The 25,750-nt window shown below is 69.7% G+C and carries 22 protein-coding genes and 1 tRNA gene; 13 read left to right on the top strand and 10 right to left on the bottom strand.

Annotated elements, in window-relative coordinates; all coding sequences use genetic code 11:
• Window positions 1-39: 39 nt before the first annotated feature.
• Window positions 40-1,221 carry a chromate efflux transporter gene (chrA, locus tag IEY69_RS17015; RefSeq protein ID WP_189074345.1) on the bottom strand — a complete coding sequence of 394 codons (1,182 nt, stop codon included), beginning with the start codon at window positions 1,219-1,221 and terminating at the stop codon, window positions 40-42.
• A gap of 76 nt (window positions 1,222-1,297) precedes the next feature.
• Between chrA and IEY69_RS17010 the strand changes: the two genes are divergently transcribed.
• The 3 genes from IEY69_RS17010 to IEY69_RS17000 all read left to right on the top strand — a co-directional run bounded on the left by IEY69_RS17010 (window position 1,298) and on the right by IEY69_RS17000 (window position 2,634).
• Entirely contained in the window at window positions 1,298-2,092 is a 795-nt protein-coding gene (locus IEY69_RS17010) for a VC0807 family protein (protein ID WP_189074344.1), read from the top strand.
• A gap of 148 nt (window positions 2,093-2,240) precedes the next feature.
• Window positions 2,241-2,325, top strand: a tRNA-Leu gene (locus IEY69_RS17005).
• A gap of 60 nt (window positions 2,326-2,385) precedes the next feature.
• A complete protein-coding gene (locus IEY69_RS17000) occupies window positions 2,386-2,634 on the top strand; it encodes a hypothetical protein (RefSeq protein ID WP_189074343.1) in 249 nt (82 codons plus the stop codon).
• A gap of 173 nt (window positions 2,635-2,807) precedes the next feature.
• Here the strand turns inward: IEY69_RS17000 and IEY69_RS16995 are convergent, their stop codons facing one another.
• Window positions 2,808-3,953 carry a glycosyltransferase family 4 protein gene (locus IEY69_RS16995; RefSeq protein WP_189074342.1) on the bottom strand — a complete coding sequence of 382 codons (1,146 nt, stop codon included), beginning with the start codon at window positions 3,951-3,953 and terminating at the stop codon, window positions 2,808-2,810.
• A 59-nt stretch (window positions 3,954-4,012) separates the two neighbouring features.
• Here IEY69_RS16995 and hisA point away from each other — a divergent pair, with 59 nt between their 5' ends.
• On the top strand, window positions 4,013-4,726 hold the full coding sequence (gene hisA, locus IEY69_RS16990) for a 1-(5-phosphoribosyl)-5-[(5-phosphoribosylamino)methylideneamino]imidazole-4-carboxamide isomerase (RefSeq protein WP_189074341.1): 714 nt from the start codon (window positions 4,013-4,015) through the stop codon (window positions 4,724-4,726).
• Window positions 4,727-4,846: 120 nt separating this feature from the next.
• Here the strand turns inward: hisA and IEY69_RS16985 are convergent, their stop codons facing one another.
• Window positions 4,847-6,016 carry a YihY/virulence factor BrkB family protein gene (locus tag IEY69_RS16985; RefSeq protein ID WP_189074340.1) on the bottom strand — a complete coding sequence of 390 codons (1,170 nt, stop codon included), beginning with the start codon at window positions 6,014-6,016 and terminating at the stop codon, window positions 4,847-4,849.
• Window positions 6,017-6,106: 90 nt separating this feature from the next.
• Here IEY69_RS16985 and IEY69_RS16980 point away from each other — a divergent pair, with 90 nt between their 5' ends.
• The 3 genes from IEY69_RS16980 to dnaX all read left to right on the top strand — a co-directional run bounded on the left by IEY69_RS16980 (window position 6,107) and on the right by dnaX (window position 11,001).
• Window positions 6,107-6,529: a thioesterase family protein gene (locus tag IEY69_RS16980; protein ID WP_189074339.1), complete on the top strand. Its 423-nt coding sequence runs from the start codon at window positions 6,107-6,109 to the stop codon at window positions 6,527-6,529.
• 156 nt (window positions 6,530-6,685) lie between these two features.
• Window positions 6,686-8,422, top strand: coding sequence for an NAD-dependent malic enzyme (locus IEY69_RS16975; RefSeq protein ID WP_189074338.1), 1,737 nt, complete (start codon window positions 6,686-6,688; stop codon window positions 8,420-8,422).
• Window positions 8,423-8,640: 218 nt separating this feature from the next.
• Window positions 8,641-11,001 (top strand): DNA polymerase III subunit gamma/tau, encoded by a 2,361-nt coding sequence (gene dnaX, locus IEY69_RS16970; protein ID WP_189074337.1) that lies wholly within the window; start codon window positions 8,641-8,643, stop codon window positions 10,999-11,001.
• Between the two features lie 42 nt (window positions 11,002-11,043).
• Here the strand turns inward: dnaX and IEY69_RS16965 are convergent, their stop codons facing one another.
• Window positions 11,044-11,655, bottom strand: a complete 612-nt coding sequence (locus IEY69_RS16965; protein ID WP_189074336.1) for a macro domain-containing protein — start codon at window positions 11,653-11,655, stop codon at window positions 11,044-11,046.
• A gap of 3 nt (window positions 11,656-11,658) precedes the next feature.
• Complete coding sequence (locus IEY69_RS16960) at window positions 11,659-13,047, bottom strand: nicotinate phosphoribosyltransferase (protein ID WP_189074335.1); 1,389 nt, start codon at window positions 13,045-13,047, stop codon at window positions 11,659-11,661.
• A 233-nt stretch (window positions 13,048-13,280) separates the two neighbouring features.
• Here IEY69_RS16960 and IEY69_RS22020 point away from each other — a divergent pair, with 233 nt between their 5' ends.
• Together IEY69_RS22020 and IEY69_RS16950 are read left to right on the top strand one after the other, a co-directional pair.
• The gene (locus tag IEY69_RS22020) at window positions 13,281-15,785 is read left to right on the top strand and encodes a G8 domain-containing protein (protein WP_189074334.1); all 2,505 of its coding nucleotides are present in this window, start codon (window positions 13,281-13,283) and stop codon (window positions 15,783-15,785) included.
• 106 nt (window positions 15,786-15,891) lie between these two features.
• Window positions 15,892-17,298, top strand: coding sequence for a hypothetical protein (locus IEY69_RS16950; protein ID WP_189074333.1), 1,407 nt, complete (start codon window positions 15,892-15,894; stop codon window positions 17,296-17,298).
• A gap of 362 nt (window positions 17,299-17,660) precedes the next feature.
• Here IEY69_RS16950 and IEY69_RS16945 read toward each other — a convergent pair whose 3' ends face one another.
• The 3 genes from IEY69_RS16945 to IEY69_RS16935 all read right to left on the bottom strand — a co-directional run bounded on the left by IEY69_RS16945 (window position 17,661) and on the right by IEY69_RS16935 (window position 20,390).
• A complete protein-coding gene (locus tag IEY69_RS16945) occupies window positions 17,661-18,593 on the bottom strand; it encodes a leucine-rich repeat domain-containing protein (RefSeq protein WP_189074332.1) in 933 nt (310 codons plus the stop codon).
• A gap of 102 nt (window positions 18,594-18,695) precedes the next feature.
• The gene (locus IEY69_RS16940; RefSeq protein ID WP_189074331.1) at window positions 18,696-19,556 is read right to left on the bottom strand and encodes an SDR family oxidoreductase; all 861 of its coding nucleotides are present in this window, start codon (window positions 19,554-19,556) and stop codon (window positions 18,696-18,698) included.
• Between the two features lie 96 nt (window positions 19,557-19,652).
• On the bottom strand, window positions 19,653-20,390 hold the full coding sequence (locus tag IEY69_RS16935; protein WP_189074330.1) for an enoyl-CoA hydratase-related protein: 738 nt from the start codon (window positions 20,388-20,390) through the stop codon (window positions 19,653-19,655).
• A gap of 112 nt (window positions 20,391-20,502) precedes the next feature.
• Here IEY69_RS16935 and IEY69_RS16930 point away from each other — a divergent pair, with 112 nt between their 5' ends.
• Complete coding sequence (locus tag IEY69_RS16930) at window positions 20,503-22,092, top strand: sensor histidine kinase (protein ID WP_229784055.1); 1,590 nt, start codon at window positions 20,503-20,505, stop codon at window positions 22,090-22,092.
• On the top strand, window positions 22,089-22,535 hold the full coding sequence (locus IEY69_RS16925) for a response regulator (RefSeq protein ID WP_189074328.1): 447 nt from the start codon (window positions 22,089-22,091) through the stop codon (window positions 22,533-22,535). The genes IEY69_RS16930 and IEY69_RS16925 overlap by 4 nt, the downstream gene beginning before the upstream one ends.
• A gap of 311 nt (window positions 22,536-22,846) precedes the next feature.
• On the opposite strand, the gene IEY69_RS16920 is transcribed toward IEY69_RS16925, so the two are convergent.
• Complete coding sequence (locus tag IEY69_RS16920) at window positions 22,847-23,449, bottom strand: hypothetical protein (protein WP_189074327.1); 603 nt, start codon at window positions 23,447-23,449, stop codon at window positions 22,847-22,849.
• A gap of 386 nt (window positions 23,450-23,835) precedes the next feature.
• Here IEY69_RS16920 and IEY69_RS16915 point away from each other — a divergent pair, with 386 nt between their 5' ends.
• Window positions 23,836-24,378 (top strand): TetR/AcrR family transcriptional regulator, encoded by a 543-nt coding sequence (locus IEY69_RS16915; RefSeq protein ID WP_189074326.1) that lies wholly within the window; start codon window positions 23,836-23,838, stop codon window positions 24,376-24,378.
• The gene (locus IEY69_RS16910) at window positions 24,375-24,782 is read left to right on the top strand and encodes a DUF3995 domain-containing protein (RefSeq protein WP_189074325.1); all 408 of its coding nucleotides are present in this window, start codon (window positions 24,375-24,377) and stop codon (window positions 24,780-24,782) included. Before IEY69_RS16915 ends, IEY69_RS16910 begins: the two co-directional genes overlap by 4 nt.
• A gap of 15 nt (window positions 24,783-24,797) precedes the next feature.
• On the opposite strand, the gene pdxY is transcribed toward IEY69_RS16910, so the two are convergent.
• Window positions 24,798-25,718 (bottom strand): pyridoxal kinase PdxY, encoded by a 921-nt coding sequence (gene pdxY, locus IEY69_RS16905; protein ID WP_189074324.1) that lies wholly within the window; start codon window positions 25,716-25,718, stop codon window positions 24,798-24,800.
• Window positions 25,719-25,750 lie beyond the last annotated feature (32 nt).

Here is a 25,750-nt window from a genome sequence, read left to right as displayed (position 1 = left end):
CGACTGCACGCCGGACCGCCATCATCTGCCGCCCGGCAGTCAGCCCAGTGCCCAGCCCAGCGCCGCGCAGACCGGCACGACCACCCACGCGGGCACCCGCCCCGCCGTCAGCGCCGCGTACGCCAGCAGCGCGCCCGCCAGGTCGGCCGGGCCGCGCACCGCGCCCGTGAACACCGGCGTGTACAGCGCCGCCAGCAGCAGGCCCACCACGCCCGCGTTCACGCCCGCCAGCGCCGCCCGCGCGCCTGCGCGGCCACTCAGCGCGGACCAGAACGGCAGCGCGCCCAGCATCAGCAGCGCGCCCGGCAGGAAGATCCCCAGCGTGCCCAGCAGCGCCGCCACGCCCGCCCCCAGGCCCAGGGCGGGCGCGGCGGCGGCCCCCAGGTACGACGCGAACGTGAACAGCGGCCCCGGCATGGCGTTCGCCGCGCCGTACCCCGCCACGAACACCCCGTGCGGCAGCAGATCCGGCACGAACGCGGGTTCCAGCAGCGGCAGTACCACGTGCCCCCCGCCGAACACCAGCGCGCCCGCCCGGAACGTCGCCCACAGCAGCGCCCAGCCGCCCCCCAGCGCCGACAGCGCCGCGAAGGTGGCGGCCAGCACCGCGCCCAGCGCCAGCAGCGCACCCCCCGCCCGGCGCGACACCGGCACGCGCAGCGCCCCCGCCCCGGACGCCGCGCCGCTCAGCACCCGCCAGCCGATCAGCGCGCACAGCCCCAGCACGCCCAGCGTGCCCCAGCCGCCCGCGCCCGGCCACCACGCGGGCAGCACCAGCAGTGCCGCCGCCGCGCCCAGCGCCAGCCCCGCCCGCACCTGGTCCGTCACCAGCGCGCTCCACATGCCCGCCACCGCCTGCGCGACGACTGCCACGGCCGCCAGTTTCACGCCCTGCACCCATCCCGCCCCGTCCGCCGCGCTGCCCGCCAGCGTCCCGCCCAGCAGCGCCATGAGCAGCGCGCTGGGCAGCGTGAAGCCCAGCCACGCCGCGCCAGCCCCCACCCACCCCGCCCTGTGCAGGCCCACCGCCAGCCCCACCTGCGAACTGCTCGGCCCCGGCAGGAAGTTCGCCACCGCCACCAGCTCCGCGTACTCCGCGTCACTCAGCCACGCGCGCCGCCCTACGAACTCCGCGCGGAAGAAGCCCAGGTGTGCGACCGGCCCCCCGAAACTCGACAGGCCCAGCCGCAGGAACACCGTGAAGACCTCCAGAGCGCGCATTCCCTCCAGCGTACCGGACCGCCCGTCAGGGCCACCGCCGGCTTCCGGGCTGCTCCTCACGCGGGAATGCAGGAGAATGCCCGTCATGACCGTAGCCCCCACGCCCGCCAAACGCCCCCGCGTGCCCAAGACCGTCTGGGACCTGATCTTCACCCTGCTGATCCCCATCATGATCCTCAGCCCGAACATCCTCGGCAGCGGCATCAGCGTCGCCGAGCAGGTGTTCGGCGGCGGCACCACAGGCAACGTCCGCGCGTACCTCCTGGCCGCGCTGATCCCCGTCGCGTACGTCCTGTGGGACCTCCTCGTGAACCGCAACGTCAGCCCCGTCGCATTGATCGGCGGGGCAGGCGCGATCTTCAGCGGCGCGCTGGCCTTCTGGTACGTGGACGGCTTCTGGTACGCCATCAAGGACAGCGCCCGCTCGTATCTCGTGGGCCTGCTGTTCCTGATCAGCGCCGCCACCAGCGTCCCGCTGTTCCGCGTCTTTCTGGACGCCACCAGCATCGGCGAGAGCCCCGAACACCGCGCCGCCACCCAGACCGCCATGCGCGACCCCATCGTGAAACGCGGCCTGGTGCAGGGCACCGTCGTGTTCGCCGTGGTCGACCTGATCGGCGGCGTGGTGAACAGCGTCGTGAACTACCAGCGCGTCACCGCGAAGTTCGGTACCGACGACTTCAACGCCCAGATCGCCGCCGTGAACGCCATCATGCGCGTCCCGAGCCTGATCATCAGCCTCCTGGGCGTCGCGGTGGCCGTGTGGCTCCTGAACCGCGCCGTCACCGCCCGCTACGGCGCAGGCGCCAGCCTCTTCGAACCCGGCAAGCTGGCCGAACGCCTGCGCGAACGCGGCGAACCCGTCACCTGAATGAACCGCAGGGGCCGCGTCTGGGGAGGGTGCCCCGGCGCGGCCCTTCCACGTCCGGCGCCGGGGGGTGTTGACAGTTCCGGCACTCGCCTATAAAGTAAGCGAGCCCTGAAACGCGCCCGAGCGCGGGCGAGAATACCAAAGGTGTGCCGAGGTGGCGGAATTGGTAGACGCACTAGTTTCAGGGACTAGCGCCGCGAGGCGTGTGGGTTCAAGTCCCATCTTCGGCACCACACAGAAGACCCCAGCAGAAATGCCGGGGTCTTCCTGTTTCTCCATCCCTACACTTCAGTATGGCCTTGCCTGGAAAACTGCTGCTCTCTGCGCTGCTCGTCCTTCTGACGCTGCTGGGGCTCTACGTGAGCGCCTACGCATTCAGCGTGCCCAGGGCGCTCCTCCACGCTGGTCGCGTCGCTGGGTGCGGCGGGGCACTCATGGGCCTGCTGATCATCTGGCGCGCACCCGGCCCGTGGCTGTGGTACGCCCTGCCCTGCTGCCTGCTGGCGGCCGCACTGCTCATCTGGCTGGTCGGCGGTGCGTAGACCAGTGGCCGTCAGGACGCCTGCGCTATGACCGAGCGAAACGAGTGAATATCGCTGAGCAGAAGTGGGTGGGGGCGTAGGCGTGGAGCTGGCACCCCGGTGCCCTGCCCTGTTGTGAACGAAACAAACGGACCCCGTATCAGCTGTCTCCGGACAGGGACCGCGCTGCGGTGCTACCGGCGTTTGCGGCGGATGACCTGTTCGTACACGGCTTCCAGCGCGGCGGCGCGGGTGGTCAGGTCGTACTGCGTGGCGCTGGCGCGCGCGCCCGCCTGCAGCGCGGGCAGCCGTTCCGGGATCAGTGTGTCCAGCAGGCCCTCCGCCAGCGCCTCGGGCGTGGCGGCGCGGATGGTGCCGTTCACGCCCTCCTGGATCAGGTCCAGCGCGGCGGGACTCTGCGCGGCGACCAGCGGCGCGCCCGCCGCGAGGGCCTCGATCATGCTCATCGGCAGGACCTCGCTGGTGCTGGCGGTGAGGAACACGTCGGCGGCCGCCAGCGCCTGTGGCACCCGCTCGTAGGGGACCGGCCCGGTGAAGGTGACGCCCTCGGGAGCCGCCTGTTCCAGCGCGGCGCGGCTGGGGCCGTCCCCGACGACCAGCAGGCGCAGGTCCGGGCGGCTGGCGCGGGCGCGGTCGAAGGCGCGCAGCAGGACGTCCAGGTTCTTCTCGGGGGCCAGTCGGCCCAGCGATACGACGAGCGGCGCGTCCGGCGAGACGTGGTACTGCTCGCGGAACGCGGCGCCCGTCGCGGCGCGGAACGCGGCGAGGTCCACCGGGTTCGGCATCAGGTCCACCTGACCCTGGAAGCCGTACTCGCGCAGCATGTCCACCATCGCGCGGCCCGGCGCGAGCACCGCGTCCACGCGGCGCGCGAAGGCGCTCACGTGCGGGCGCAGCACCGCGCGCCCAACCCGTTTGGGCATGGGCGCGTAGTGCAGGTACTGGTCGTACTGCGTGTGTGCCGTGTACACCACGGGCGCATCCGACAGCCGCGCCCACTTCAGGGCCAGCTGCCCGGCCAGGAACGGGTGCATGGTGTGCAGCACGTCCAGTCCGCGCAGCGGCAGCCGCGATGTCAGCAGGGGCCCTGGCGCGAGCATGACCGGGTAGTCCGCCGGGGCGCCCAGCGCCCGTGCGCCCGCAAAGGACGAGTTCAGGCGGTACACGCCGTCCTCGTGTGCCGGCATCAGCGGGTGGCGGGGCGCGAAGATCCGCACCTCGTGCCCACGCTCGCGCAGGCCCCGCGCGAACAGCGCCGTGCTGGTCGCCACCCCGTTCCGGGACGGCAGGTAGGTCGCAGTGACAATCCCGACGCGCACCCGCGCAGTGTAGCCCCCTCCGGCGCCCCCGCGCGAGCCGGGCCCGTATCCTGAAGCTCATGCAAGAGCCGCTCATCATTCCCTGCGTGGACATCCAGTCCGGCCGCGCCGTGCGCCTGTTCGAGGGCGACCCCGACCGCGAGACCGTCTACTTCGACTCTCCCCTGGACGCCGCCCGCCACTGGGTCGGCCTGGGCGCGGGCCTCGTGCACCTCGTGGACCTGGACGCCGCCACGGGACGCGGCGAGAACCGCGCCGTGATCGCGCAGATCACCGCCGAGCTGGACGTGCCCGTGGAGGTGGGCGGCGGCATCCGCAGCCGCGAGGCCGCCGAGGAGCTGCTGCGCCTGGGCGTGCACCGCGTCGTGATCGGTACCGCCGCCGTCAAGCAACCCGAACTGGTGCGGGACCTGATCGCCGCGCACGGACCGGAACGCGTGGTCGTCAGCCTGGACGCACGCGGGCTGGAGGTCGCCACGCACGGCTGGGCGCAGGGCAGCGGCGTCATGGTCGCCGACCTGACCCCCACGCTGGCCGACGCGGGCCTGGAGACCCTGATCTTTACGGACGTCACCCGCGACGGCACGCTGCGCGGCCTGAACCGCGAGCTGATGGCGCAGGTCCGCCGTCTCTGGACGAATACCCTGATCGTGGGCGGCGGCGTCGCCAACCTGGACGACGTGCGACTGCTGCGCGAGGAGCGCATCGAGGGGGCCATCGTGGGCCGCGCCATCTACGAGGGCATCCTGCCGTTCCCTGCCACGCTGGACTGAAGGCGGTGTTCAGTGGGGGCAGGGGTTTTCTCGGATCCCCTGCACCGAACAGAGCGGGAAGTCACGGAGAACAGGCATGGGGCGGAGGTCGTGGTTCACCTCCGCCCCATGCCTGTTCTCTTACCTTCGCCGTCCGCCGGTGATGCCCAGCAGCCGCAGCACGATCACGGCCGGGACCGCCAGCACGGCTGTCACGGCGTTCCACAGGGTGGCGCGGACAGTGGGCAGCACGCGGCCCTCGTCGCGGCGTGGCACGCGTGGCAGGACGCGGGGCAGTTTCGGGACGGGTACGCCCAGCACCCGGCCGCGCGCGTCCCGGATCGGCGCGCCCGCCGCGTCCTTCGCGTCGCGTTCCTGCGCGCTCTCGGTCGGGTCGATGTCCACGCCCTGCGCGGCCAGCGCCTCCTTCTTCGCGGTGTTCGCGGCGCCCCCGGCGTGCGTGCCGAACTTCTGCGAGTACACCCACGTGACCTCCGCGCCGAAGAAGAAGATCATCGCGGAGTAGTAGATCCACAGCAGCAGCACCACCAGCGACGCCGCGCCCGCGAACACGCTGCCCGGCGCCGCCTGACCCAGGTACAGGCCGATGCCCAACTGCCCCAGCGTGAACAGCGTCGCCGTGAACGCGCCCCCCACCCAGACCTCCCGCCACTCCAGTTTCACGTCCGGCAGGACCTTGTAGATCCCGGCGAACACCGGCGTCAGGAACAGCATGGACAGCAGCGCCGTGCCCAGCCGCACGAAGAACGCCCCCGCCCCGATGGTGTCCCCCAATCCCTGCGCGATGGCCGACAGGTACGTGTTCAGGCCCAGGAACACGATCAGCACCAGCCCGATGGCGAGGATCATCACGAAGGACTTCACGCGCGTGACCAGCACGTGCAGGAAGCCCTGCGGCGGGGCGGGATCCGCGCCCCACATGGCGTTCAGCGCGCCCTGAAGCTGCACGAACAGTCCCGTGGCCCCCAGGAACAGCGTCACGAACGCGCCCAGCGTGGCGATCAGGCTGCCCTTCTGCAGAGAGTCGGTGTTCACGAGGCCCCGCAGGAACTCGGCGGTGCTGTCCCCGAGGTTCTGCGCGACCAGACTGCCCGGCCCGAACAGCTGCGCCTGCACGTCCACGTTCGAGATCAGCCGCCCGGCGAGCACCACGCCCAGCAGCAGCATGGGCGCGATGCTGAAGATCGCGTAGTAGGCGATGGCCGCCGCCAGTCGCGGGGCCTGGTCCTGCCCGAAGGCCAGGAACGCCTCGCGCAGCAGCGTGAACAGGTCGGCAGGCTTGAGCCTCATCCCGGCAGTCTACGGACGCGCCGAGCGGGTGTCCGCATGGCTGGGATTCACGCTTTCCCCATACTGCCCGCGGACGCTAGCCTGCTCCTCATGCACGCCATCCCTGAAGGTTTCACGCAGACCCTGACCGTGACCGTCACCGACGACATGACCGTCGAGTTCGGCGAGCTGGGCCGCCTGCACCCCGTGTACGCCACGTACTGGATGGCCAGGCACTTCGAGGAGGCCGGACGCAAGATCATCCTGCCGTTCCTGGAAGACGGTGAGGGTGGCATCGGGACGCAGGTGGACGTCACGCACACGGCGTCCGCGCTGCCCGGCATGACCGTCACCGTGACCGCCACCTTCGACCGGATGGAGGGCCGCCGGATCGTCGCCCGGATGCGCGCCGTGAACGAACTCGGCGACGAGATCGGCCACGGGAGTACCACGCAGATGGTCCTGCCGCAGTCGCGGATCGACGCGGGCTTCGACACGCTGCGCGCCCGCTGGGCGGAAAGGGTTGATGGGTGATGGTTGAGAGGTGATGGAGAGGGGGCCGGTTCCCGCCTCTGCCCGCCTTCTGTTCACGGGCTGAACTGACGTCCGCTGCGGCCTGGGGGGCGGCGTGCGTTTCGTGCGCCGTGTTCCTGGACAGGGTGCAGCGGGGGGCCGCTATGCTGGAGCGTCATGCCGAAATCTCTTCCCGTGTCCCGGTACTACGACGTGCAGCGCGATGAGGCCGGTCAGCGCTTCATCCGCGTGAACGTGACGGGTCTGGCCCTGCTGCAGAACCCCCTGCTGAACAAGACCACCGCCTTCACGCCCCAGGAACGGCGCGAACTGGATCTGGAGGGCCTCGTGCCGCCCCACACCAGCACCTTCGACGAGCAGAAGGAACGCACGTACCTGCGCTACCTGAAGTGCGGCTCCGACCTGGAAAAACACGAGTACCTGCGCGCCCTGCAGGACCGCAACGAGGTGCTGTTCTACGCCATCCTCGAAGACCACCTCGAGGAGATGCTGCCCATCATCTACACGCCCACCGTGGGCGAGGCGGTCCGGAACTACTCCAGCAACTACCGCTACCCGCGCGGTTTCACGGTCAGCACCGGCGACATCGACCGGGTGGACGACATGCTGGAGAACGTCACCGTGAACGACGTCCGCATGATCGTCGCGACCGACAGCAGCGCCATCCTCGGCATCGGCGACCAGGGCTTCGGCGGCATGGCGATCAGCATCGGCAAGCTGTCGCTGTACACCGCCGCCGGGGGCGTCGGCCCCGACAAGACCCTCCCGGTGGAACTGGACGTCGGCACGAACCGCCAGGACCTGATCGACGACCCGCTGTACCTGGGCGTGCACCACCAGCGCCTCACCGGCGCCGCGTACGACGAGTTCCTGGACGCGTTCGTGGAGGCCGTGTCGCACCGCTACCCGAAGGCGATCATCCAGTGGGAGGACTTCAGCCGCGGCACCGCCTTCCGCGTCCTGGACCGCTACCGCCGCGTGGTGCCCAGCTTCAACGACGACATTCAGGGCACGGGCGCCATGGCGCTGGCGGGCCTGATGCGTGCCGCGCAGATCAAGGGCGAGCAGCTGGAGGACCAGGTGTTCGTGATCGTCGGCGCGGGCGCCGCCGGGATCGGCGTGGCCATGGCGATCCGGCAGGGCCTGATGACCTGGGGCGGCCTGAGCTTTGCTGACGCGAACGCCCGCGTGTTCGTCGTGGACCGCCACGGCCTGCTCATGCACGGCCAGCCGGACCTGGAGGAACAGCAGATGAGCTTCGTGCGCCGCCCCGAGGACCTCCAGGGCTGGACGTACGAGGGCGATTACCCCAGCATGCACGACGTCCTCGTGAACGCGCGCGCCACGGCGCTGCTGGGCTTCACCGGCGTGCCCGGCCTGTTCCGCCAGGAGAGCATCCAGGCCATGCTGGAACACACCCCGCGCCCCATCGTGTTCCCGCTGAGCAACCCCAGCAGCCACGTTGAGGCGCGCCCCGCCGACGTCATCCACTGGACACACGGCGGCGCCATCGTCGCGTCCGGCAGCCCCTTCCCCGATGTCGAGTACGACGGGCAGCGTCACCCCATCGGGCAGGGCAACAACGCGTTCATCTTCCCCGGCCTGGGCTTCGGCGCGATCGCCAGCCGCGCCCGCGAAATCACCGACACCATGGTCATGGAAGCCGCCCGCACCCTGGCCGAATTCACCGCGCAGTACGGCGAGCGCGTCTACCCGCCCATCAGCGACCTGCGCGAACTGAGCATCCAGGTGGCCGTGAACGTCGCCCTGCAATCCATCCGCGACGGCGTGTGCGCCGAACGCCGCATCCGCAACATGACCCAGGACGAACTCGAACAGGTCATCCGCGACCGCGCCTGGGAACCCCGCTACCTCCCACTGCGGAAGGGGTGATGGTTGAAAGGTGATGGTTGATGGAAACGGCCGTCCCTCCATCAACCTTCGACCATCAACCATCAACTCCTCCCCCCGTCACTGCGCCCCGCTTCCCGTGGGCTCTAGAATGGTGAGGTGAAGCGGCGTGCGTGCAGGGATGAGGTCGGGTTGAGCGGCGAGAGGCCGCGTGGTTCAGCGTTCGAGCCGCTCCTGCGCCGCGCCGGACGGAGGAGCGCGTGAGTGCCATCTACCAGCGGGCCCGCCCGGTCCGGTGGGAGGACGTGGTCGGGCAGGAGCACGTCAAGGACGTCCTGAAGGCCGCGCTGGAGCAGGGGCGCGTCGGGCACGCGTACCTGTTCAGCGGGCCGCGCGGGGTGGGGAAGACCACCACCGCCCGCCTGATCGCCATGACCGCCAACTGCACCGGCCCCCTGCCGAAACCCTGCGGGGAGTGCGAGTCGTGCCTGAGTGTCCGCGCCGGGTCGCACCCGGACGTCATGGAGATCGACGCGGCCAGCAACAACAGCGTCGACGACGTCCGTGACCTGCGCGAGAAGGTCGGTCTGGCGGCCATGCGCGGCGGGAAGAAGATCTACATCCTGGACGAGGCGCACATGATGAGCCGCGCGGCGTTCAACGCGCTCCTCAAGACGCTGGAGGAGCCACCCGGTCACGTCATCTTCATCCTGGCGACCACCGAACCGGAGAAGATCATCCCCACGATCCTCTCCCGCTGCCAGCACTACCGTTTCCGCCGCCTGACCCCGGAGGAGATCGCCGGGAAACTCGCCGGACTCGCCCAGCGCGAGGGCGTCCGCGCCGAGGGCGACGCGCTGCAACTCATCGGGCGACTGGCCGACGGGGCGATGCGTGACGGCGAGAGCCTGCTGGAACGCATGCTGGCCGCCGGAACGGCCGTGACCCGCGCGGGTGTGGAGGAGGCGCTGGGTCTCCCGCCCGGCGAGCGTGTGCGCGGCATCGCCGCCGCCCTGGTGAGTGGCGACGCGGGCGCCGCCCTGAGTGGCGCGGGGCACCTGTACCGCGACGGCTTCGCGGCCCGCACGGTCGTCGAGGGGCTCGTCGCGGCGCTGGGCGCGGCCCTGCACGCCGAACTGGGCCTGAACCCCGAGGGCCGCTTGGACGGCGCGGACATTCCCCGCCTGCTGAAACTCCAGGCGGCGCTGGACGAGCAGGAATCCCGCTTTGCCCGCGCGGCCGACCAGCAGAGCCTCGAACTGGCCCTGACGCACGCCCTGCTCGCCGCCGACAGCGTGACCGGCAGCAGCGCCCCGGCCAGCGCGGGCGCGGGGGGCGCCCTCCCGGCTGACCTCGCGCAGCGCCTGAACCGCCTGGAGAAGGAACTCGCCACGCTGCGCGCCAACCCACCCGCCGCGCAATCCGGCCCGGTGGGGGAGGCCCGCCGCGCGCCCACCCCCGCGCCCGGCGGCGCAGGCCCCGGCCCGCGCGCCGCCAGTCCCGACCCCACCCAGCCCGTCCCCGCCCCGACGGGGGGCAGCTGGGCGGACGTGACCCGACAGGCCAGCATGCAGCTGCGCGCGTTCCTGAAACCCGCCCGGCAGCACGCCGAACCCGGCTACGTCAGCCTCGGGTACGACGACCGCAACGCCTTCCACGCCAAACAGGTCGCCGCAAAATTCGACGACATCGCCAAGATCGTCCTGACGGTCTTCGGGCCGGTCACGTTCGAACTGATCGCACCGGAGGGGGGTCGCCGCGTGAACCTCGGCGGAGGTCAATCCGGTGGGGGACAGGCGGGCAGCACCCCGGCACCCACGCCCGACCCCACCCCACCCGCCCCAGCCCCGGCCCGCGCCGCTCCTCCCGTCCGCGAGCCTGCGCCGGACCACGGGGCCGTGCCGGACGTCGCGCCGTTCGACCCGACCCGCAGCGCCCCCCGCCGCCCCACGAGCACGCGCGGCCCGGACTTCGCGCCCATCGACCCGCCACAGGCCCAGGCCAGCCAAGCGCAATCCACTCAGGTCCAGCCCATGCAGGCGCAGCCGCCGCAGGCCACCCCGCAGACCCAGGCCGCCCCGCCCCCGCGCGCCAGCGTCGCCACGCTCCCCCCACCCCTCCCCGAACGGCGCGTGCCCCCCGCCAGCCCGGACGACGCCGCGCCCGCCCCACTGGCCGACCTCGAATCCGGCCCGTGGGACGACACGCCCGCCGCGCAGCCCGCCAGCACCCCCCGTGACGCCGGGCCGCCCCCCCGCAGCGAACGGAACCTCTACCTGGGCGAGGTCATCACCGAGGAACCCGACTGGAACGCCTTCGGCGGCCCCGACCTGCTCGGCGACCTGCCACCCGAGGAGGACATGCCCTTCGCGGACCTCAGCGTGCCCCGGCCCGCCCCGAAACCCACCCTGGCCCCCACGCCCGCCCCGCAGGAAGCGAAAGCCCCCCCACAGGACGCCAGGGCGACCCCCGGACGGCCCGGCGACATCCGCGCCCACCCCGTCTACGAGGACATCCGCAACCGCTTCGGTGGCCGCGTCCGCGAGATCGGCAAGAACCGCAACGCCCCACCCGCCCCCGACACCACAGACACCGACCTCCCCGAAGAGGACGACGAGTAAACGGAACAGCAGCCCCCAGCGTTGGCCGGGGGCTGCTGCCGTTCACAGATCCGCGCGGGTCAGCCGCACGTGCCAGAGCTTCGCGTCCTGCAACGTGGGCAGCTCCGGCGTGCGGCCCAGCACCACCGCGTCGAACGCGGCGCGCATCTGCCGGGCGCACACGTCCGGCGCTATGCGGCCAATCGCGGTGCCCAGCCCCGGACACGCCACCCGCCGGATGGGCGACCCGCCCGACGCGTTGTGCGCCTGCACTGCCAGCAGCGCCGCCCGGAACGCCAGGAACGCATTCGGCGTGCCGGACACGTCTGCCGGGACGCGCATGGTCGGCGCGCAGATCAGGTGCGGCCACACCGCGTCCAGCGTCGGCACGATAAGCGCCTGCCCGACCAGCAACTCCCCGTGATAGTCCCGGCGGATGCGCTCCTGCACGCGTGCCTGCAGGTCCCACCCGAACTGCTCACTGAACGCCAGATCGATCCCGCCGTCCATGAACCCGAAACTGTTCGCGGGGCTGACCAGCGCGTCCGCCTCATCCTGAAAGATGTCCCCAACCTGCACGCGCACCTGATCCACACCCGCGAAATGCGCCGCCCAGGCGTCCACGACCGCCGGGTGGCGATCCCGGAGGTCGAAGCGGACGCCTGTGAGATTCATGGCTTAGCCGCGCCCCCGGATCGTGTCCAACGTGTCGCGGACGATCAGTTCGCCGTCTTTGTACACGGTGCGCATGAGGCTGCCGGGGAAGTCGGTGTCGAAGGTCCTGTACGCCTTGGTGACCATGCGGCCGCCTTCCTGCACGAGGTCGAGGACGCCGTCCTTGCTGCGTTTGCCGGGGTCGGTGACGGGGTCTTTGTAGATGCCGCGGTACGCGCCGTCGATCTGGCCTGCGCTGGCCTTGTACGCGAAGCGTTGGGTGTCGCGGTCGACTTTCTGCAACAGGGCTCCGCCCATGCCGAAGCTCACGTTTTCGGCGCTGTAGCCGTCCACGTCGAGATTCCCGAGGATCTGGCGGATGGTGTCCTCGTCGATGCCGTCGCCCTGGATGACGCGCACGTGGTTCAGGACCTTGTAGCCCTTGCTGTTGGTGGTCGTGCCGTACTTGGCGGCCAGGGCGTTCACGGCGAGGCGGACCATGGCGGGCGGTTCGCCGCTGTCGGGCCGGACGACCAGGGTACCGCCCGAGGCGATGACTTCGGCTTTGAGTTCCTCGCCCCAGAGGGTGTTGATGGCGTTCTTGAGGTCGTAGCTGTCGCTGACGACGGCGTAGATGCTGCCGGGGCGGCTGAACTGCGTGATCATGTTGCGGTACGCGTCGACCTCGTGCGCCTTGCCCCAGGACGTGATGGTGCTGTGCTCGGCGGCGGGGATGCTGAAGGCGGCGATGTCGGCGTCGTAGTGGTTCCGGGCGACGCGCAGGGCTTCGAGGGTGTCGCTGCCCTGGAAGTTGATGAGGTGCGCGAGGCCGCCGATGCCTGCGCTTTCGCGGCTGCTGACGCCCCTGGACCCGAAGTCGTGCAGTTTGAACGGGAGTTCCTCGGCCGGGCGGTCGCTGGTTTTTTCGAGGGCGGCGCGGATGATCTCGCGGATGTGCCAGCTCTGCGTGGCGACGGTGGTGGGGTACCAGACGCGCATCAGCATCGTCTCGAACCAGCCGACCAGCCACGGCAGCTCGGGGTCGGTGTTCGTGCAGCTCAGCAGGACGTTGTGGATGGGCACCAGCGTGCCTTCCGGCACGGCGCGGACTTCCAGGGGGAGGCGGCCGCCGTGGACGTTCACGACGCGCATCCAGCCTTCGTAGGGGAAGGGTTCGCCGTGCGCCTCGATCAGCGCGCGGGCTTCCTCGACCATCTCGGCGGTGACGCGGGTGGTCAGGTAGCGGTCGAGGATGTACTGCAGGCCGAAGAAGCGCGTCTGCGGGTACTTGCCGCCGCGACTTTCCAGATAGCTGAAGAGGCGGGTGGTGCCTTTCGGGTACTGCAGGAAGTGGCTGCTCTTGTAGCTGTCGGTGTCGAGGATGATGTTGTGGTCGTTCAGGGGAGTGGTCATGGGGTGCCTCCTATGGTGCAACCTCTTGCTTAACTCATAATCCAGAAATCTATTATGAAAACTATGAGTAAGTGGGTGTGCGAGGTTCAGGCAGTCGTGACCTCGCACCACTTCGCGCAGTGCTTCGACTGGGAACGCTGTCCCTGACGGTGCTGATGCCGGTGCGGGCAGGATGGGGGAGGGGTGCGAAGTCCTTCACGCCCCGGTGCTGACCGTGCGTTTATCATTCCTTCATGCCCGCCCGCCGCCCTGCCACCGTTCTGCTCATCACCGCGTTCCTGACCGCCTGCGGCTCAGGGTCGGGCGGCAGCGGCACCCCCACCCCGACACCCAGCCCCACACCCGCACCGACCCCGGCACCTACACCGGCCCCCACGCTCCTCAGCGTGAAGTGGAGCGATCCCGCCACCTGGGGCGGCACGCTGCCCGCCGCCGGGCAGAAGGTCACCCTCCCCGCCGGGAAACGCGTGCTGCTGGACACCACCCCGCCGGACCTGGGCGGCCTGACCATCCCCGCAGGCAGCGCCCTGGAATTCGACGACACGGCCGACCGCACCCTGCGTGCCGAGTGGGTCATGGTGCACGGCGAACTCCGCATCGGCAGCGAGGCGAAACCCTTCACGCACCACGCCGAGATCCTCCTGACGAACAAGGCCCCCGGTGAGGACGTCATGGGCATGGGCGACCGCGTGCTGGGCGTCATGGACGGCACCCTGGAACTCCACGGGCAGCCCCGCCTCGCCTGGACGCGCCTGAACGCCACCGCCCGCAAGGGCAGCAGCACCCTGGCGCTGGACCGCGCGCCCGACTGGCAGCCCGGCGACAACCTCACCCTGACCAGCACGGACTTCAACGCGAACCAGACCGAGCAGGTCACCGTGCAGCGCGTCAGCGGCAGCACCGTCACCCTGGCCGCACCCCTGAAATACACGCACTGGGGCGACCCGATCACCGTCGCGGGCCTCAGCGTGAACGAACGGGCCGAGGTGGGCCTCCTGACCCGCAACGTCGTCGTGGCCGCCACGGACGACGCTGCGCAGACCGGCGTGGGCGCGCACGTCATGATCATGGGCACCAGCACCGCCCGCATCGAGGGCGCGGAATTCACCCGCGTGGGGCAGCTGAACACCCTGCGCCGCTACCCTGTGCACTTCCACCAGCTGGGCAGCGCCCCGACCTCGTACCTGCGCGGCAGCAGCGTCCACGCCGCCTTCAACCGCTGCGTCGTCGTGCACGGCACCTCGGGGCTGCGCGTGCAGGACAACGTCACGTACGACAATATCGGCCACTGCGTCTTCCTGGAAGACGGTGACGAGACCGGCAATACCCTCAGCGGGAACCTCGTCACGCGCGTCAGGGCGCCCGACAGCAAGCTCGGCCAGACGCCCCTGCTGGGCAGCGACAAACGCCCCGCCGCGTACTGGATCACCCACCCCGCCAACACCGTCAGGAACAACGTCGCCGCCGGGGTGGACGGCACCGGCTTCTGGCTCGCGTTCCCCGAACACCCCACCGGCCTCGCCGCCGCCAGGACCGACCTCTGGCCCCGCCGCACCCCCCTGGGCGACTTCAGCGGCAACGTCGCGCACGGCACCGACCGCGGCCTGAACCTCGATGGCGGCCCGAAACCCGACGGCACCACCGAGGTCACCTCCTACCACCCCGTCACCACGCCCAGCGACCCCAAAAGCGCGCCCGTCACCGCCACCCTGAGCACCTTCACCGCGTACAAGAACCGCGACCACGGTGTGTGGCTGCGTGGCCGGAACCACGTCCTGCTGAACGCCACCCTCGCCGACAACGGCGTCGGCGCCACCTTCGCCAGCGACGACAGCACCCTGAGGGGCGGCATCCTGATCGGCGAGACGCCCAACCTCGGCCAGCCGGACGCCTGGGAACCCACCGGCACCGGCGGCCGCGCCCTCCCGCGCCCCTGGGACGCCTCGTTCCCCATCCGTGGCTTCCAGTTCTACGACGGGCACGTCACCATCGACGGCGCCACCCTCGCCGGATTCACGCCCGACGCCACCCGGCAGGCCAGCGGCCTCGGGTACCAGACCAAAAACGCCTTCGCCCTCATCCCCACCAACAACGCCCTGAACCTCCGCTGGGCCGACACCAGCACCCGCGCGTACTTCCCTACCCCCGAACCCGACAAGGACGGCGACAAGGCCGCCACGTTCCTCGACACCGACGGCACCACCACCGGCAAGGCAGGCACCACCGTCACCGCCAGCCCCCTCCTGAAAGGCGCGCCCGACTGCACCCCCAACCCCACCTGGAACGCCAGCACCTGCACCGGCACGTACGCCCGCCTGTGGCTCCAGGACACCACGGGCGGCAAACTCGCGCCCGTGAACGTGACCGGCCCGCACGGCACGCTTCAACTGAACGGCACGCCCAGCAACTCCACCAACTTCAGCACCAGCACCCGCCTGGGGCACGCCTACACCCTCACGCCCAGCGCCGCCAGCCCCCACCTGCGCCTCGGCATCGAACACCGCCAGCCCGGCGACACCCTCACCGTCACCCTCCCCGCCGCTGCGGAGCCCCGCATCTACCGCGACTGGTGGATCGACAACCGCAACCTCCTCAAGAAAGTCACCCTCAGCGCCCTGCCCACCACCAACGGCGACAGCTACGCCTACGAGAACGGCCAGCTCACCCTGAAACTCGTCGTCCAGCCGGGCCGCGACTCCGCCGAAGTCGAGATCTGCACGGCCGACCTGTGCAAGTGAAGGGGACTGCTGGGTGGATCTCCAACTGAAACGGCTCTGATACGCCTCGCTTTCTACGGTAATGCCATCAGCGCAGGGCTGCTCCCTCGCTGTCAGGAGGCGTTACATGTTCAGAAAAGCGATGTTCACGTTAGCGGCGGGTGCCTGTCTGGCCGGGTCGTGGTCGGAAGCCGGGAGAGTCAGAATCGTGGTCACCCTGACCCCGGTCCACTGCGGCAACACAGAGGACGCCTCAGGAGCAGATTCGCTCTACGCCGTGTCCTTCCTGTCTGCCGGGACGAAAGAGACCGCGCAGGCCATGATCACGACGCCCGTCCGAATCAACGATGATGAAAAACTTCCATGGGGCAATCCGAACGTCTTGTACGACGGCATCGTGGATGACAACCAGCCGCTGATCGGCTCCCTGCGCGCATACGATGAGGACTTCGCCAAGGACTGGGCGCAGCGACCCAAATGGCTTGATCAGCTGGCTGAAAAAGGCGGGAAAGCCTTGCAGTCATCCAGTAATCCCATCGCGGCAGCTGCGGGTGCCGTCCTAGATTACGGCTACAAGGCCTTCAGCTGGGTTGCAGGCAAGGACGCGGACGACCTGCTGGGCACATACAACTTCAACATCTCCCCGAAAGGGCCTGCGCAGGAGAATCTGGACTTTCACTTCTGGGAAGACGGCATCGGCTTCAGCACCTGGAACTACCGCACGCTGATCAACGTGCAGCGGATACCGGTTCAGGTGGCCACCCCAGCGCCAACGGAAAAACCATGGAAGTACAACGCGGTGTGGGTCAAAGGCAACGGCCAGCCCAGCTACTCGGCGGCGTCGATCACCAAGGAGAAATTCCTGTCCACGCACAACGATAAGGTCAACGCGGGCATGGGACTGACCCACCTGCAGATGTCACGAGACGGAAGTGACGTCCGCGTCAACGCCGTATGGGAAGGAGGTCAACCCAAACAGATGACCACCTTCGACAAACCGTATCAGGCGTACCGCTCCATGTACGACGGCCTCTGGGCCGCTGGCTGGCGCCTGAAAGTGCTGAACACTTACTCAAGTGCCAGTGGGCCGCGCCTGTACAACGCGGTCTGGGAACAGACCGGCGGGGCTGAAGTGCAACTGTACGAGGTCAGTCCGCAGGAGATCAGCAATCAGGACAGCAAACTGCGCGCGCAGGGCCTCCAGCTCAGCCTGATGCAGGCCTTCATGACGCCACAAGGCCTGAAGTACAACGCCGTCTGGAAACCGGCCAAAACGGATCAGACCTGGGTGCAGGGCTGGACTTACGAGGACTACCGCAAGAAATACGATCAACTGTGGAACCAGGGCTTCCGCCTGAAGCACCTGCAGAGTTACCGACTGCCGGAAGGCGTGCGGTACGACGCCATCTGGTTTAAGAGCACCCGCCCGGAAGTGCAGCTGTACGGCACTGACTACGCCGGAATGACGAGTTACGGAGCCGAACTGGTCAAGCAGGACACCAAATGGCAGCGCCTGATCATTGACCGTTTCTAGCGCAGTTTCCCAACGTGCGGCGTCAGGAGTTGATGTATCCGGACGCCCTCTTGTATGTCCTGCTCGGGACCATGCACTCGCGCCGCTCGGCGGTCGAGCTCTACACGGCAACAGCGCTCACCGTGCGCCGCCTGTTCCTGATGACGTCTGCCCTGGTCGTCAATCGGTCGTGCGCTGATCGCGCGTCTTTCCAGCGAGCCTCCGCTCTGCTCTTACCCACATGCTCCGCGCTCGGCGGGTCTGCACGAATAACAAATCCGGGCAGGCGCGCTGTGGAGCGCGTCGGGATTAGGGCGTGGAGGGGGCCGACTGTTGGTGTTCCAAGCTGTCCACGGCACAGACGGCATTCCCAGTCACCGGCGCTACAGGTACACCTGACCGCCCCGCGCGATCAGCGCGTCGAAGGCGTCCGGTAGGCGTTCGATGCGGTTCCAGCGCAGGTCGAGTTTCCGCAGTCCCGGCAGGTCCGCCAGTTCCTCCGGGAGGGTGGTCAGCCCGTTGGCGCGCAGGTCGAGTGTATGCAGCGCACTCAGGTCGCCCAGCGTGCCCGGGAGGTGCGTCAGCGCGTTGAAGCGCAGGTTCAGGGTCGTCAGGCGGGAGAGGTGCCCCAGCGAGTCCGGCAGCGCCGTCAACGCGTTGCCCTGCAGGTCCAGCACCTCCAACGCCCCGCACCCGCCCAGGCTGGCGGGCAGCGCGGACAGGCGGGCGTTCATGACGTGCAGTTCCCGCAGTGATTCCAGCGCCCCTACGCTGTCGGGCAGGGCTTCCAGCGGGTTGCCGTACAGCCGTAGTTCCGTCAGCGAGCGCAGTTCGCCCAGCCAGTCCGGCAGGTGCGTGAGGGCGTTGTCCGTCACGTTCAGGTACGTCAGTGCGCCCAGCCGCCGCATGGACTCTGGCAGTCCCGTCAGCCGGTTGTGGCTCAGGTACAGGAACGCCAGCGTATGCAGCCCGGCGAAGGCGTCCGGCAGGGCCGCCAGCGCGTTGTGACCCAGGTCCAGCATCCGCAGTTCACGCAGGTCACCCAGCGCGTCCGGCAGCGCCGTGAAGCGGTTCGCGGACAGGTTCAGCGTCCGCAACCCGCCGCGCGTCCACACCCAGTCCGGCACGCCCGTCAGCGCGTTGTCGTACACGCTCAGCGCCGTCAGGTCCGGCGCGGCCTCCCGCTCCGGCAGGGCCTCCAGAACCAGCCCATCCAGATTCACGCGCCGCACCCCCGACCAGTCCGGCAGATCCAGCAGCGCCGCCCCCCGCAGATCCGAGAGGTGCTGATGAACGGGCATGAGGGCAGCAGGCATGCCCGCAGCGTAGCGGCATCAGGCACGGCGCGAGGATGCATCTGAGCTATGCGCTCTGAGGACGCCTGCTCATTCCTCACAGCCCACAGCTCAGAGCCTGGATCAGTCCTTCCTTGGCAGGGCGAGGCCCATCTGTTGGTACATCTGGTACTGGGGGGCGCCGCCGAGCATGTTCTGGCCGCCGTCGACGGGCAGGATGACGCCCGTGACGTAGCTGGCGGCGTCACTGACGAGGAACAGGGCGGCGTTGGCGATGTCCTGCGGGATGCCGAAGCGGCCCAGGGGGACGGTGCTCATGAACTTCTGGCGGGTTTTCTCGTCGGGCGCGAGGCGGGCCATGCCTTCGGTGCCGTCAATGGGGCCGGGGATGATGGCGTTCACGCGGATGCCGCGCAGGCCCCACTCGACGGCGAGGGTGCGGGTCAGGGCGTCCACGCCGGCCTTGGCGGCGACGACGTGCGCCTGCATGGGCACGGGGATGCCGTACGCGCTGATCGAGAGGACGTTCCCGCCGGGGGTGGTCAGGTGGGGCGCGCAGGCCTTGATGGTGTTGTACGTGCCGAGCAGGTCGATGTCCACGACGGTCTTGAAGCCGTTGGGGCTGATGCCGTCCACCGGGGCGGGGAAGTTCCCGGCGGCGCCCGCCAGGACGATGTCGATGGGGCCGAAGGCGGCCACGGCCTGCTCGGCGGCGGCCTGCAGGGCGGCGATGTCTCGCACGTCGGCGCTGACGCCGATGGCCTGCCCGCCGGCGTCCGTGATGCCCTGCGCGGCCGTCTGGGCTTTCTCGAGGTTGCGGCCCAGGATGGTGACCTTGCAGCCGTGCGCGGCGAAGCTCTGCGCGATGCCGAGGTTGATGCCGCTGCCGCCCCCGGTGATCAGGGCGTGCTTGCCCTGCAGCAGGTCGGGGCGGAAGGTGCTGTCGGCGGTGCCGGGCTGGAGGGTGCCGGGGTTCTGGCTCATGGTGGGCTCCTTGAAGGGGTCTGAGGGTCTTAGCTAAAGGTCTGAACGTCGGAGGGGGGTGAGGGTCTTTGACGCTTCGACCCTCGTCCCTTGACCCTACTTCAGCGCCTGGGCGAGGCCGTCGGTGGTCATGTGGTGGGCGTTCCAGCGGACGGCCAGGTCGAGGCTCTGCGCGTGGGGCAGGTGCGCGTGGAGGGTGCGTTTGGTGCCCTCGACCGCGCGGGGCGGCAGGGCGGCCAGCCCCGTGGCGAGGGCATTCGCCCGCTCGAACAGGGCGTCAGGGGTGGGCAGGAGTTCGGTGATGAGGCCCCAGCGTTCGGCGGTGGGCGCGTCGATGGGGTCGCCGGTCAGGGCGAGGTGCGCGGTGCGGCCGGTGCCGATCAGGTGCGGGAGGCGTTGCAGGCCGCCCAGGTCGGCGGTGATGCCCAGTTTCACCTCGGGGAGGCTGAAGCGGGCGTCCGCGCTGGCGATGCGGATGTCGCAGGCGCTGATGAGTTCCAGGCCCGCGCCGATGCACCAGCCGTGCACGGCGGCGATCACCGGAATGGGCAGCGCGGCGAACGCGTCGATGGCGGCGTGCATCTCGGCGACGACCGCCGCGAACGCGTCGGGGTCACCCAGGGTGGGGGCGATGACGGGGGCGCTGGCGCGGACGTCCAGTCCGGCGCTGAACAGGTCCTGGCCGCGCAGGATCAGCGCGCGGGCGCCGCCCAGGTCGTTCAGGACGCGGGGAATTTCGGGCCAGAAGGTCGGGCCCATGCTGCCTTTCTTGCTGGTCAGGGTCAGCGTGGCGACCTCACCCGCGTGGGTGAGACTCACGTTCTGGAATGTCATGCGTTCACTGTACCCCGCCGAAGTGAACCGGGTTCAAAATTCCGCCGGGGCTTCCCGTGGCGGGGGTGGCCCGGCCCGCTGCGGGGGCGGAGGCTGGTCTACAATGCCGGGAATGTCGGCCCTCGCCCCACCTGCCGAGCCGGACGTGCCCGCAGCGGACCTCACGCCAGCCCCCTCCACCGCACCGAGCCTGCGGCAGGTGCTGCTGCGGCCGTTCATCCTGCCGTTCGCGCTGCTGCTGGGCGTCGGCGGGGTCGTGGCGTACGGCGTCAACCGCAACGAACAGGCATTGAAACAGGTGCTGGACTCCCAGACGCGGCTGCAGCTGATCACCGACATCGCCCGGCAGGTATCCAACATGGAAAACGGCGAGCGGGGGTACGTCATCACCGGTCAGCAGGACTTCCTCGCACCGTACGAGAACGCCCGGCTGACCTTCCGGGCCGACGTGTTCGCCCTGAACGACCTGAGCGCCACGGACCTGCAGCGCCGCAACCTGGGCCGCGTGCAGGCGCTGGTCGAACGCTGGGACGAGCAGGCCGCCCGGCGAGAGATCGAGGCTCGGCAGCAGGACCTGAATCTGGCGGTGGCCCGCGTGAAGAATGGCGTGGGCCTGACGTTGCTGAATGACGCCCGCGAGGTGTTGGACGTCATGACCACGAATGAAAGCATCCGCCTGAGTGACGCGACCCAGTCCAGCAAGAACCTGCTGCAACTCGTGCAGTGGGTCAGCGTGGGCGGGCTGCTGCTCAGCATCGCGCTGCTGATCCTGACCGCCTACCGCGTGACCCGTACCGTCAGCCGCACCCTGCAGGGTCTGAACGTCGCGGCGCTCGCCATCGCCCAGGGTGACTACGGGCGGCGGACCCCACGCGTGCCGGTGCGGGAACTCGCCTACCTGGGCGCTCAGTTCGACGTCATGGCCGGGGCCGTGCAGGACCGCGAACGGCAGCTGAGCGCCACGGCCGACGCGCTGAAGGCCAGCAACGAGCACCTGGAGCGCAGCAACCGCGAACTCGAACAGTTCGCGTACGTGGCCAGCCACGACCTGCAGGAACCCCTGCGGACCATCGGCAGCTACACCGAACTGCTGGCCCGCCGCTACAACGACCAGCTGGACGACCGGGCGCGGCAGTACATCGCGTTCACCACGTCCGCCACGCTGCGCATGAAGACCCTCATCCAGGACCTGCTGGTGTATTCCCGGGTGCGGAAGGCGCCGCGCGCCACGCAGACCGTGGACCTGAACGTGGTCGTCTCGCAGATTGTGGGGGACCTGGACGCCCAGATCCGCAGCAGCGGCGCGCGGGTGGAGGTGGGTGCGCTGCCCAGCGTGATCAGCACGCCGGACCTCCTGCGTCACGCGCTGCAGAACCTGATCGGGAACGCCCTGAAATTCCAGCGGCCGGACGTTGCACCCCACGTTCAGATACATGCGGAACGTGAAGCTCACCGCTGGGTGATTCACGTGAGTGACAACGGCATCGGTATCGCGCCCGAGTATCATGACCGGATCTTCGGCGTGTTCCAGCGGCTTCACGGTATGGAAGAGTACGCCGGCAGCGGCATTGGCCTGGCCGTGACCCGCAGCGCCGCCGAGCAGCTGGGCGGCGCGTTGTGGCTGGACAGCACGCCGGGCCAGGGCAGCACCTTCCACCTGGCGTTGCCCGACACGACCGATCATTCTGGAGACCACACATGACCACCCGACCCGTTGAAATCCTGCTGATCGAGGACAACCCTGCGGACGTGATGCTCACGCAGGAAGCCTTCGAGGAGGCCCATTTTCCCCACCACCTGAGTCACGCCCGGGACGGCGTGGACGCCTTGGCGTTCCTGCGCCAGCAGCATGAGCAGGCCGGCGCGCCGCGACCGGACGTGATCCTGCTGGACCTGAACATGCCGCGCATGAGTGGCCTGGAACTGCTGGACATCCTCAAGGAGGACAGCGAACTGCGCAGCATTCCCGTGATCGTGCTGACCACCAGCCGCGCCGAGAGTGACATCTGGCGCAGCTACAACCTGCACGCGAACGCCTATATTCCCAAACCCGTGTCCATCGCTGAGTTCGTGGAAGTCATCGAGACATTGGGAAACTTCTGGTTTCACAAGGTGGCGCTGCCAAACCCGCCTCGCGCCGACTGACCGCGGGGCCGTCCAACTGGCAGGCGAGGCCCTGCGCGCCGGCCAGTCGCAGCATTCAGAGATGTTGAGGGTGTCCCTGACTCCCTGTGAATCGGGCGGACTCGCACAGCTGCGCAACTGTGCGAGTCCCTGAGAGGGACGGCAGTGGCAGGTGGAGCCCTGGGGTGTGCTGTCAGCACCAGGGTGAAACTGAGCACCGCTGTCCGTGGTGGGCCTGACTCTCACTCCCACGGTCCCTGTTGCAGAGGATTCCTGAACCACAGATCAGAGGCCCCGGATTCATTCGAATCCGGGGCCTCTGGTGCCGGGGGTTACATCGTGGCGTTGTAGTCGACGCGGCGGGCGCCGCTGTCCACTATCTCGCCGCCGTGACGGCTGACGGCGTCCATCAGGATGTCGTGGGGCACGCTGTCATGCACGGCCACGACGCGGCCACCGCTGTTGATGGTGCTGTCCATGCGGTCGTAGTAGGTGTCGTCCACGTCGTAGCGGTCGTCGTAGGCCTTGCCGGTCTCGTCGACGCCCATCGCGCCGCCGGTCGCGCCCACCGCGGCGCCCACGCCGGAACCCAGCGCGGCCATGCCCAGAATCACGGGAAGGGCCAGGCCGCCCGTGGCGATGGTCGCGCCGGTCGCCAGTATGCCCGCAGCGGCGCCCACGACGGCGCCCACGCCCGTGCCCTTCACGGCGCCCGCACCGGCGTCCTCGGCGGTGCCGCCCACGCCGTCAGGGTCCATGGTCAGGTTGCCAGGGCCGTCGGCGTCCACGCTGGTCGCGCCAGTGTCGACGCGGGTGCCGTCGGCGCGGCGGGTGTAGGTGCTGGTCCCCATGGTGGGCGCGATGACGCCCTGGGCCTGAAGGTCAGCAGTGAAGGCATCGGCCGCAGCCGCCGTCGGGAACAGAATATGTTTCATGAGCCTCAGTGTTCCCCGCCGCTCGCCCTGCACCATGAGAGCTGCCCCAACGTCCATTGGGGTGCCCCTGACCGGACCCTGATGACGTCCTCATCCACCCGAACGCCCAGCAGGATGCAGAGGTTCTGATGGCAGAAACCAGAGGTCGGCAGTGTTTCCCTGAACGTCTCTGAACCGAGTGGCCTCTGCGCCCGGCGCAGCAGAGCGAGCACCCGAGAAGGCCCAAGGTGGGCAGTGGAGTTGGGTTGGCCCCTCAAGAGAGAAGAGAACTGATGTGACGCTCTCCGGCAAGCGCGCCCCGCCCACCCGCGGCGGGAAGCACGGCGGCAGACCATACGCCTGCGTCTGGTGCTCGGCGCTTGACGGACCGTACCGTAGGGATGCTCATGACCCTCACCCCCGACGACTGGCTGCACGCCGCGTACCACCTCTTCGCGCAGGACGGCCCGGACGGCGTGCGGGTCGAGCGACTGGCCCGCACGCTGAGCGTCAGCAAGGGCAGCTTCTACTGGCACCACCGCGACCGTCAGGCGCTGCTGACCACGCTGCTGGACCGCTGGGAGACCCTCAACACCACCCTGATCGCGCACGCCGAGCAGGGCGGCCCCCCACGGGCCTGCGTGCAGCGCGTGCTGGACCGCCTGTTCGACGGCGCGCCCACCTCACTGCGCAGCGAGACACAGTTCCTGGCCTGGAGCCGCACCGACCCGCAGGCCGCCGTCGTCACCGCCCGCGTGGAGGACCGCCGCGTGGCGTTCCTGACCCGCCAGCTGCGCCGCAGCGGCCTGAATGCCCCCGACGCCGCGCAGCGCGCCGAACTGCTGTACGCCGCCCTGATCGGCCTGCTCGACCGCAGCGGCCGCGGCGCCCTCAGCGACCCCACGCCGCTGCGCACTCACCTGCTGACCCTGATCCCGGAGACCCCATGACACCGTATTCCACCCTGGCCGCCCTGATCCTGCTCGTCCTGGCCGCCGTGCACGGCTACTGGCTGTTCGGCGGGCGCGCCGGACTGACCGCCGCGCTGCCCAGCCGACCCGGCCCCTCCACCGGACCGCTGCTCACGCCGGGACCGGGCGCCACCGCCCTGGTCGCCCTGGCCCTGCTGAGCTGCGCCGTCCTCGTCCCGCTCGCCGCGACCTTCAGCTGGGCGCGTGGGGCGACCCTGGCCGCCGGGGTCGCCTTCGGCCTGCGCGCGGTCGGGGACTTCCGGTACCTGGGGCTGTTCAAACGCGTGCGCGGCACCACCTTCGCCCGCTGGGACGACCGGCTGTACATCCCGCTGTGTGTGACCCTCAGTGGACTGCTGCTGCTCGCTGCGCAGCCCGCCTGACCCGACCCGGTGGGGTCAGCCGACCTGCTGCGCCTCGAACATCCGGGCGGGTTTCAGGAACTCGTCCTGCGCGGCCACCAGCTGAATCTCGCGGGTCCCCGCCACGTGCGTGCGCTGCAGCAGGGCATACAGGGCACTCATGGCGAGGCTCAGGGCCTGCGCGGCGTCCCCACCTCTCAGGTAGTGACCCAGGAACAGCGCCGCGATGGCGTCCCCGGTGCCGTTGCGCGGCGGGTCCAGCGGCAGCATGGGCGTGCGGCACAGCCACGCGCCGTCGTCCGTGACGACCAGTGTCTCGATGCTCTCCTCGGGCGCGCCGCTGCGGACCAGACTGGTCACCACCACGATCCGCGGCCCACCCGCACGCAGCCGTTCCCGCAGGGCGCGGGCGGCCTCCAGCGCGTGCTCCAGCGTGTCCACCGTGTGCCCGGTCAGGAGTTCCAGCTCGAACTGGTTCGGCGTGACGAGATCCGCCTCCGGAATCGCCTGCGCCGCGATCAGGTCCGGCAGCTCTGGGCGGACGAACACCCCGCGCCCCACGTCGCCCATCACCGGGTCGCAGGCGTACAGCGCGTCCGGGTTCGCCACGCGCACCCGCCGCACGGCGTCCACGACCGCCGCGACCGTGCCCTCGCTGCCCATGTACCCGCTGAGGACCGCGTGGCAGCCGCCCAGCGCGCCGCGCGCCTCGATCCCGTCGATCAGGTCCGCGACCTGCTCAGGCGGGAACAGCGCGCCCGTCCACGCGCCGTACCCGGTGTGGTTGCTGAACTGCACCGTATGAATCGCCCAGACCTCGAACCCCAGGCGCTGCAGCGGAAACACGGCCGCGGCGTTCCCCACGTGCCCGTACGCCACCCACGACTGGATACTCAGGATGTTCTGCGGCAGGGTTGGCGGGGTGACAGCCGGAGCGGCGGGCGAGGCGTCCTTCATGCCGCCCAGCATACCCGCCGCCCCCGCGTGCG

The sequence above is a fragment of the Deinococcus sedimenti genome, assembly GCF_014648135.1.
Taxonomy (GTDB): domain Bacteria; phylum Deinococcota; class Deinococci; order Deinococcales; family Deinococcaceae; genus Deinococcus; species Deinococcus sedimenti.
This window is presented reverse-complemented; position numbering and strand designations above follow the sequence as displayed.

Excerpts from the sequence above, each read along its gene's own strand:
- IEY69_RS16945 (WP_189074332.1), bottom strand. The coding sequence starts at position 18,593 with ATGCCTGCTGCCCTCATGCCCGTTCATCAGCACCTCTCGGATCTGCGG.
- IEY69_RS16960 (WP_189074335.1), bottom strand. The coding sequence starts at position 13,047 with ATGACCACTCCCCTGAACGACCACAACATCATCCTCGACACCGACAGC.
- IEY69_RS16965 (WP_189074336.1), bottom strand. The coding sequence starts at position 11,655 with ATGAATCTCACAGGCGTCCGCTTCGACCTCCGGGATCGCCACCCGGCG.
- IEY69_RS16930 (WP_229784055.1), top strand. The coding sequence starts at position 20,503 with ATGTCGGCCCTCGCCCCACCTGCCGAGCCGGACGTGCCCGCAGCGGAC.
- IEY69_RS17000 (WP_189074343.1), top strand. The coding sequence starts at position 2,386 with ATGGCCTTGCCTGGAAAACTGCTGCTCTCTGCGCTGCTCGTCCTTCTG.
- IEY69_RS16985 (WP_189074340.1), bottom strand. The coding sequence starts at position 6,016 with ATGAGGCTCAAGCCTGCCGACCTGTTCACGCTGCTGCGCGAGGCGTTC.
- IEY69_RS16940 (WP_189074331.1), bottom strand. The coding sequence starts at position 19,556 with ATGAGCCAGAACCCCGGCACCCTCCAGCCCGGCACCGCCGACAGCACC.
- pdxY (WP_189074324.1), bottom strand. The coding sequence starts at position 25,718 with ATGAAGGACGCCTCGCCCGCCGCTCCGGCTGTCACCCCGCCAACCCTG.
- IEY69_RS22020 (WP_189074334.1), top strand. The coding sequence starts at position 13,281 with ATGCCCGCCCGCCGCCCTGCCACCGTTCTGCTCATCACCGCGTTCCTG.
- IEY69_RS17010 (WP_189074344.1), top strand. The coding sequence starts at position 1,298 with ATGCCCGTCATGACCGTAGCCCCCACGCCCGCCAAACGCCCCCGCGTG.
- IEY69_RS16950 (WP_189074333.1), top strand. The coding sequence starts at position 15,892 with ATGTTCAGAAAAGCGATGTTCACGTTAGCGGCGGGTGCCTGTCTGGCC.
- IEY69_RS16925 (WP_189074328.1), top strand. The coding sequence starts at position 22,089 with ATGACCACCCGACCCGTTGAAATCCTGCTGATCGAGGACAACCCTGCG.
- IEY69_RS16920 (WP_189074327.1), bottom strand. The coding sequence starts at position 23,449 with ATGAAACATATTCTGTTCCCGACGGCGGCTGCGGCCGATGCCTTCACT.
- IEY69_RS16975 (WP_189074338.1), top strand. The coding sequence starts at position 6,686 with ATGCCGAAATCTCTTCCCGTGTCCCGGTACTACGACGTGCAGCGCGAT.
- IEY69_RS16915 (WP_189074326.1), top strand. The coding sequence starts at position 23,836 with ATGACCCTCACCCCCGACGACTGGCTGCACGCCGCGTACCACCTCTTC.
- IEY69_RS16980 (WP_189074339.1), top strand. The coding sequence starts at position 6,107 with ATGCACGCCATCCCTGAAGGTTTCACGCAGACCCTGACCGTGACCGTC.
- hisA (WP_189074341.1), top strand. The coding sequence starts at position 4,013 with ATGCAAGAGCCGCTCATCATTCCCTGCGTGGACATCCAGTCCGGCCGC.
- IEY69_RS16935 (WP_189074330.1), bottom strand. The coding sequence starts at position 20,390 with ATGACATTCCAGAACGTGAGTCTCACCCACGCGGGTGAGGTCGCCACG.
- chrA (WP_189074345.1), bottom strand. The coding sequence starts at position 1,221 with ATGCGCGCTCTGGAGGTCTTCACGGTGTTCCTGCGGCTGGGCCTGTCG.
- IEY69_RS16910 (WP_189074325.1), top strand. The coding sequence starts at position 24,375 with ATGACACCGTATTCCACCCTGGCCGCCCTGATCCTGCTCGTCCTGGCC.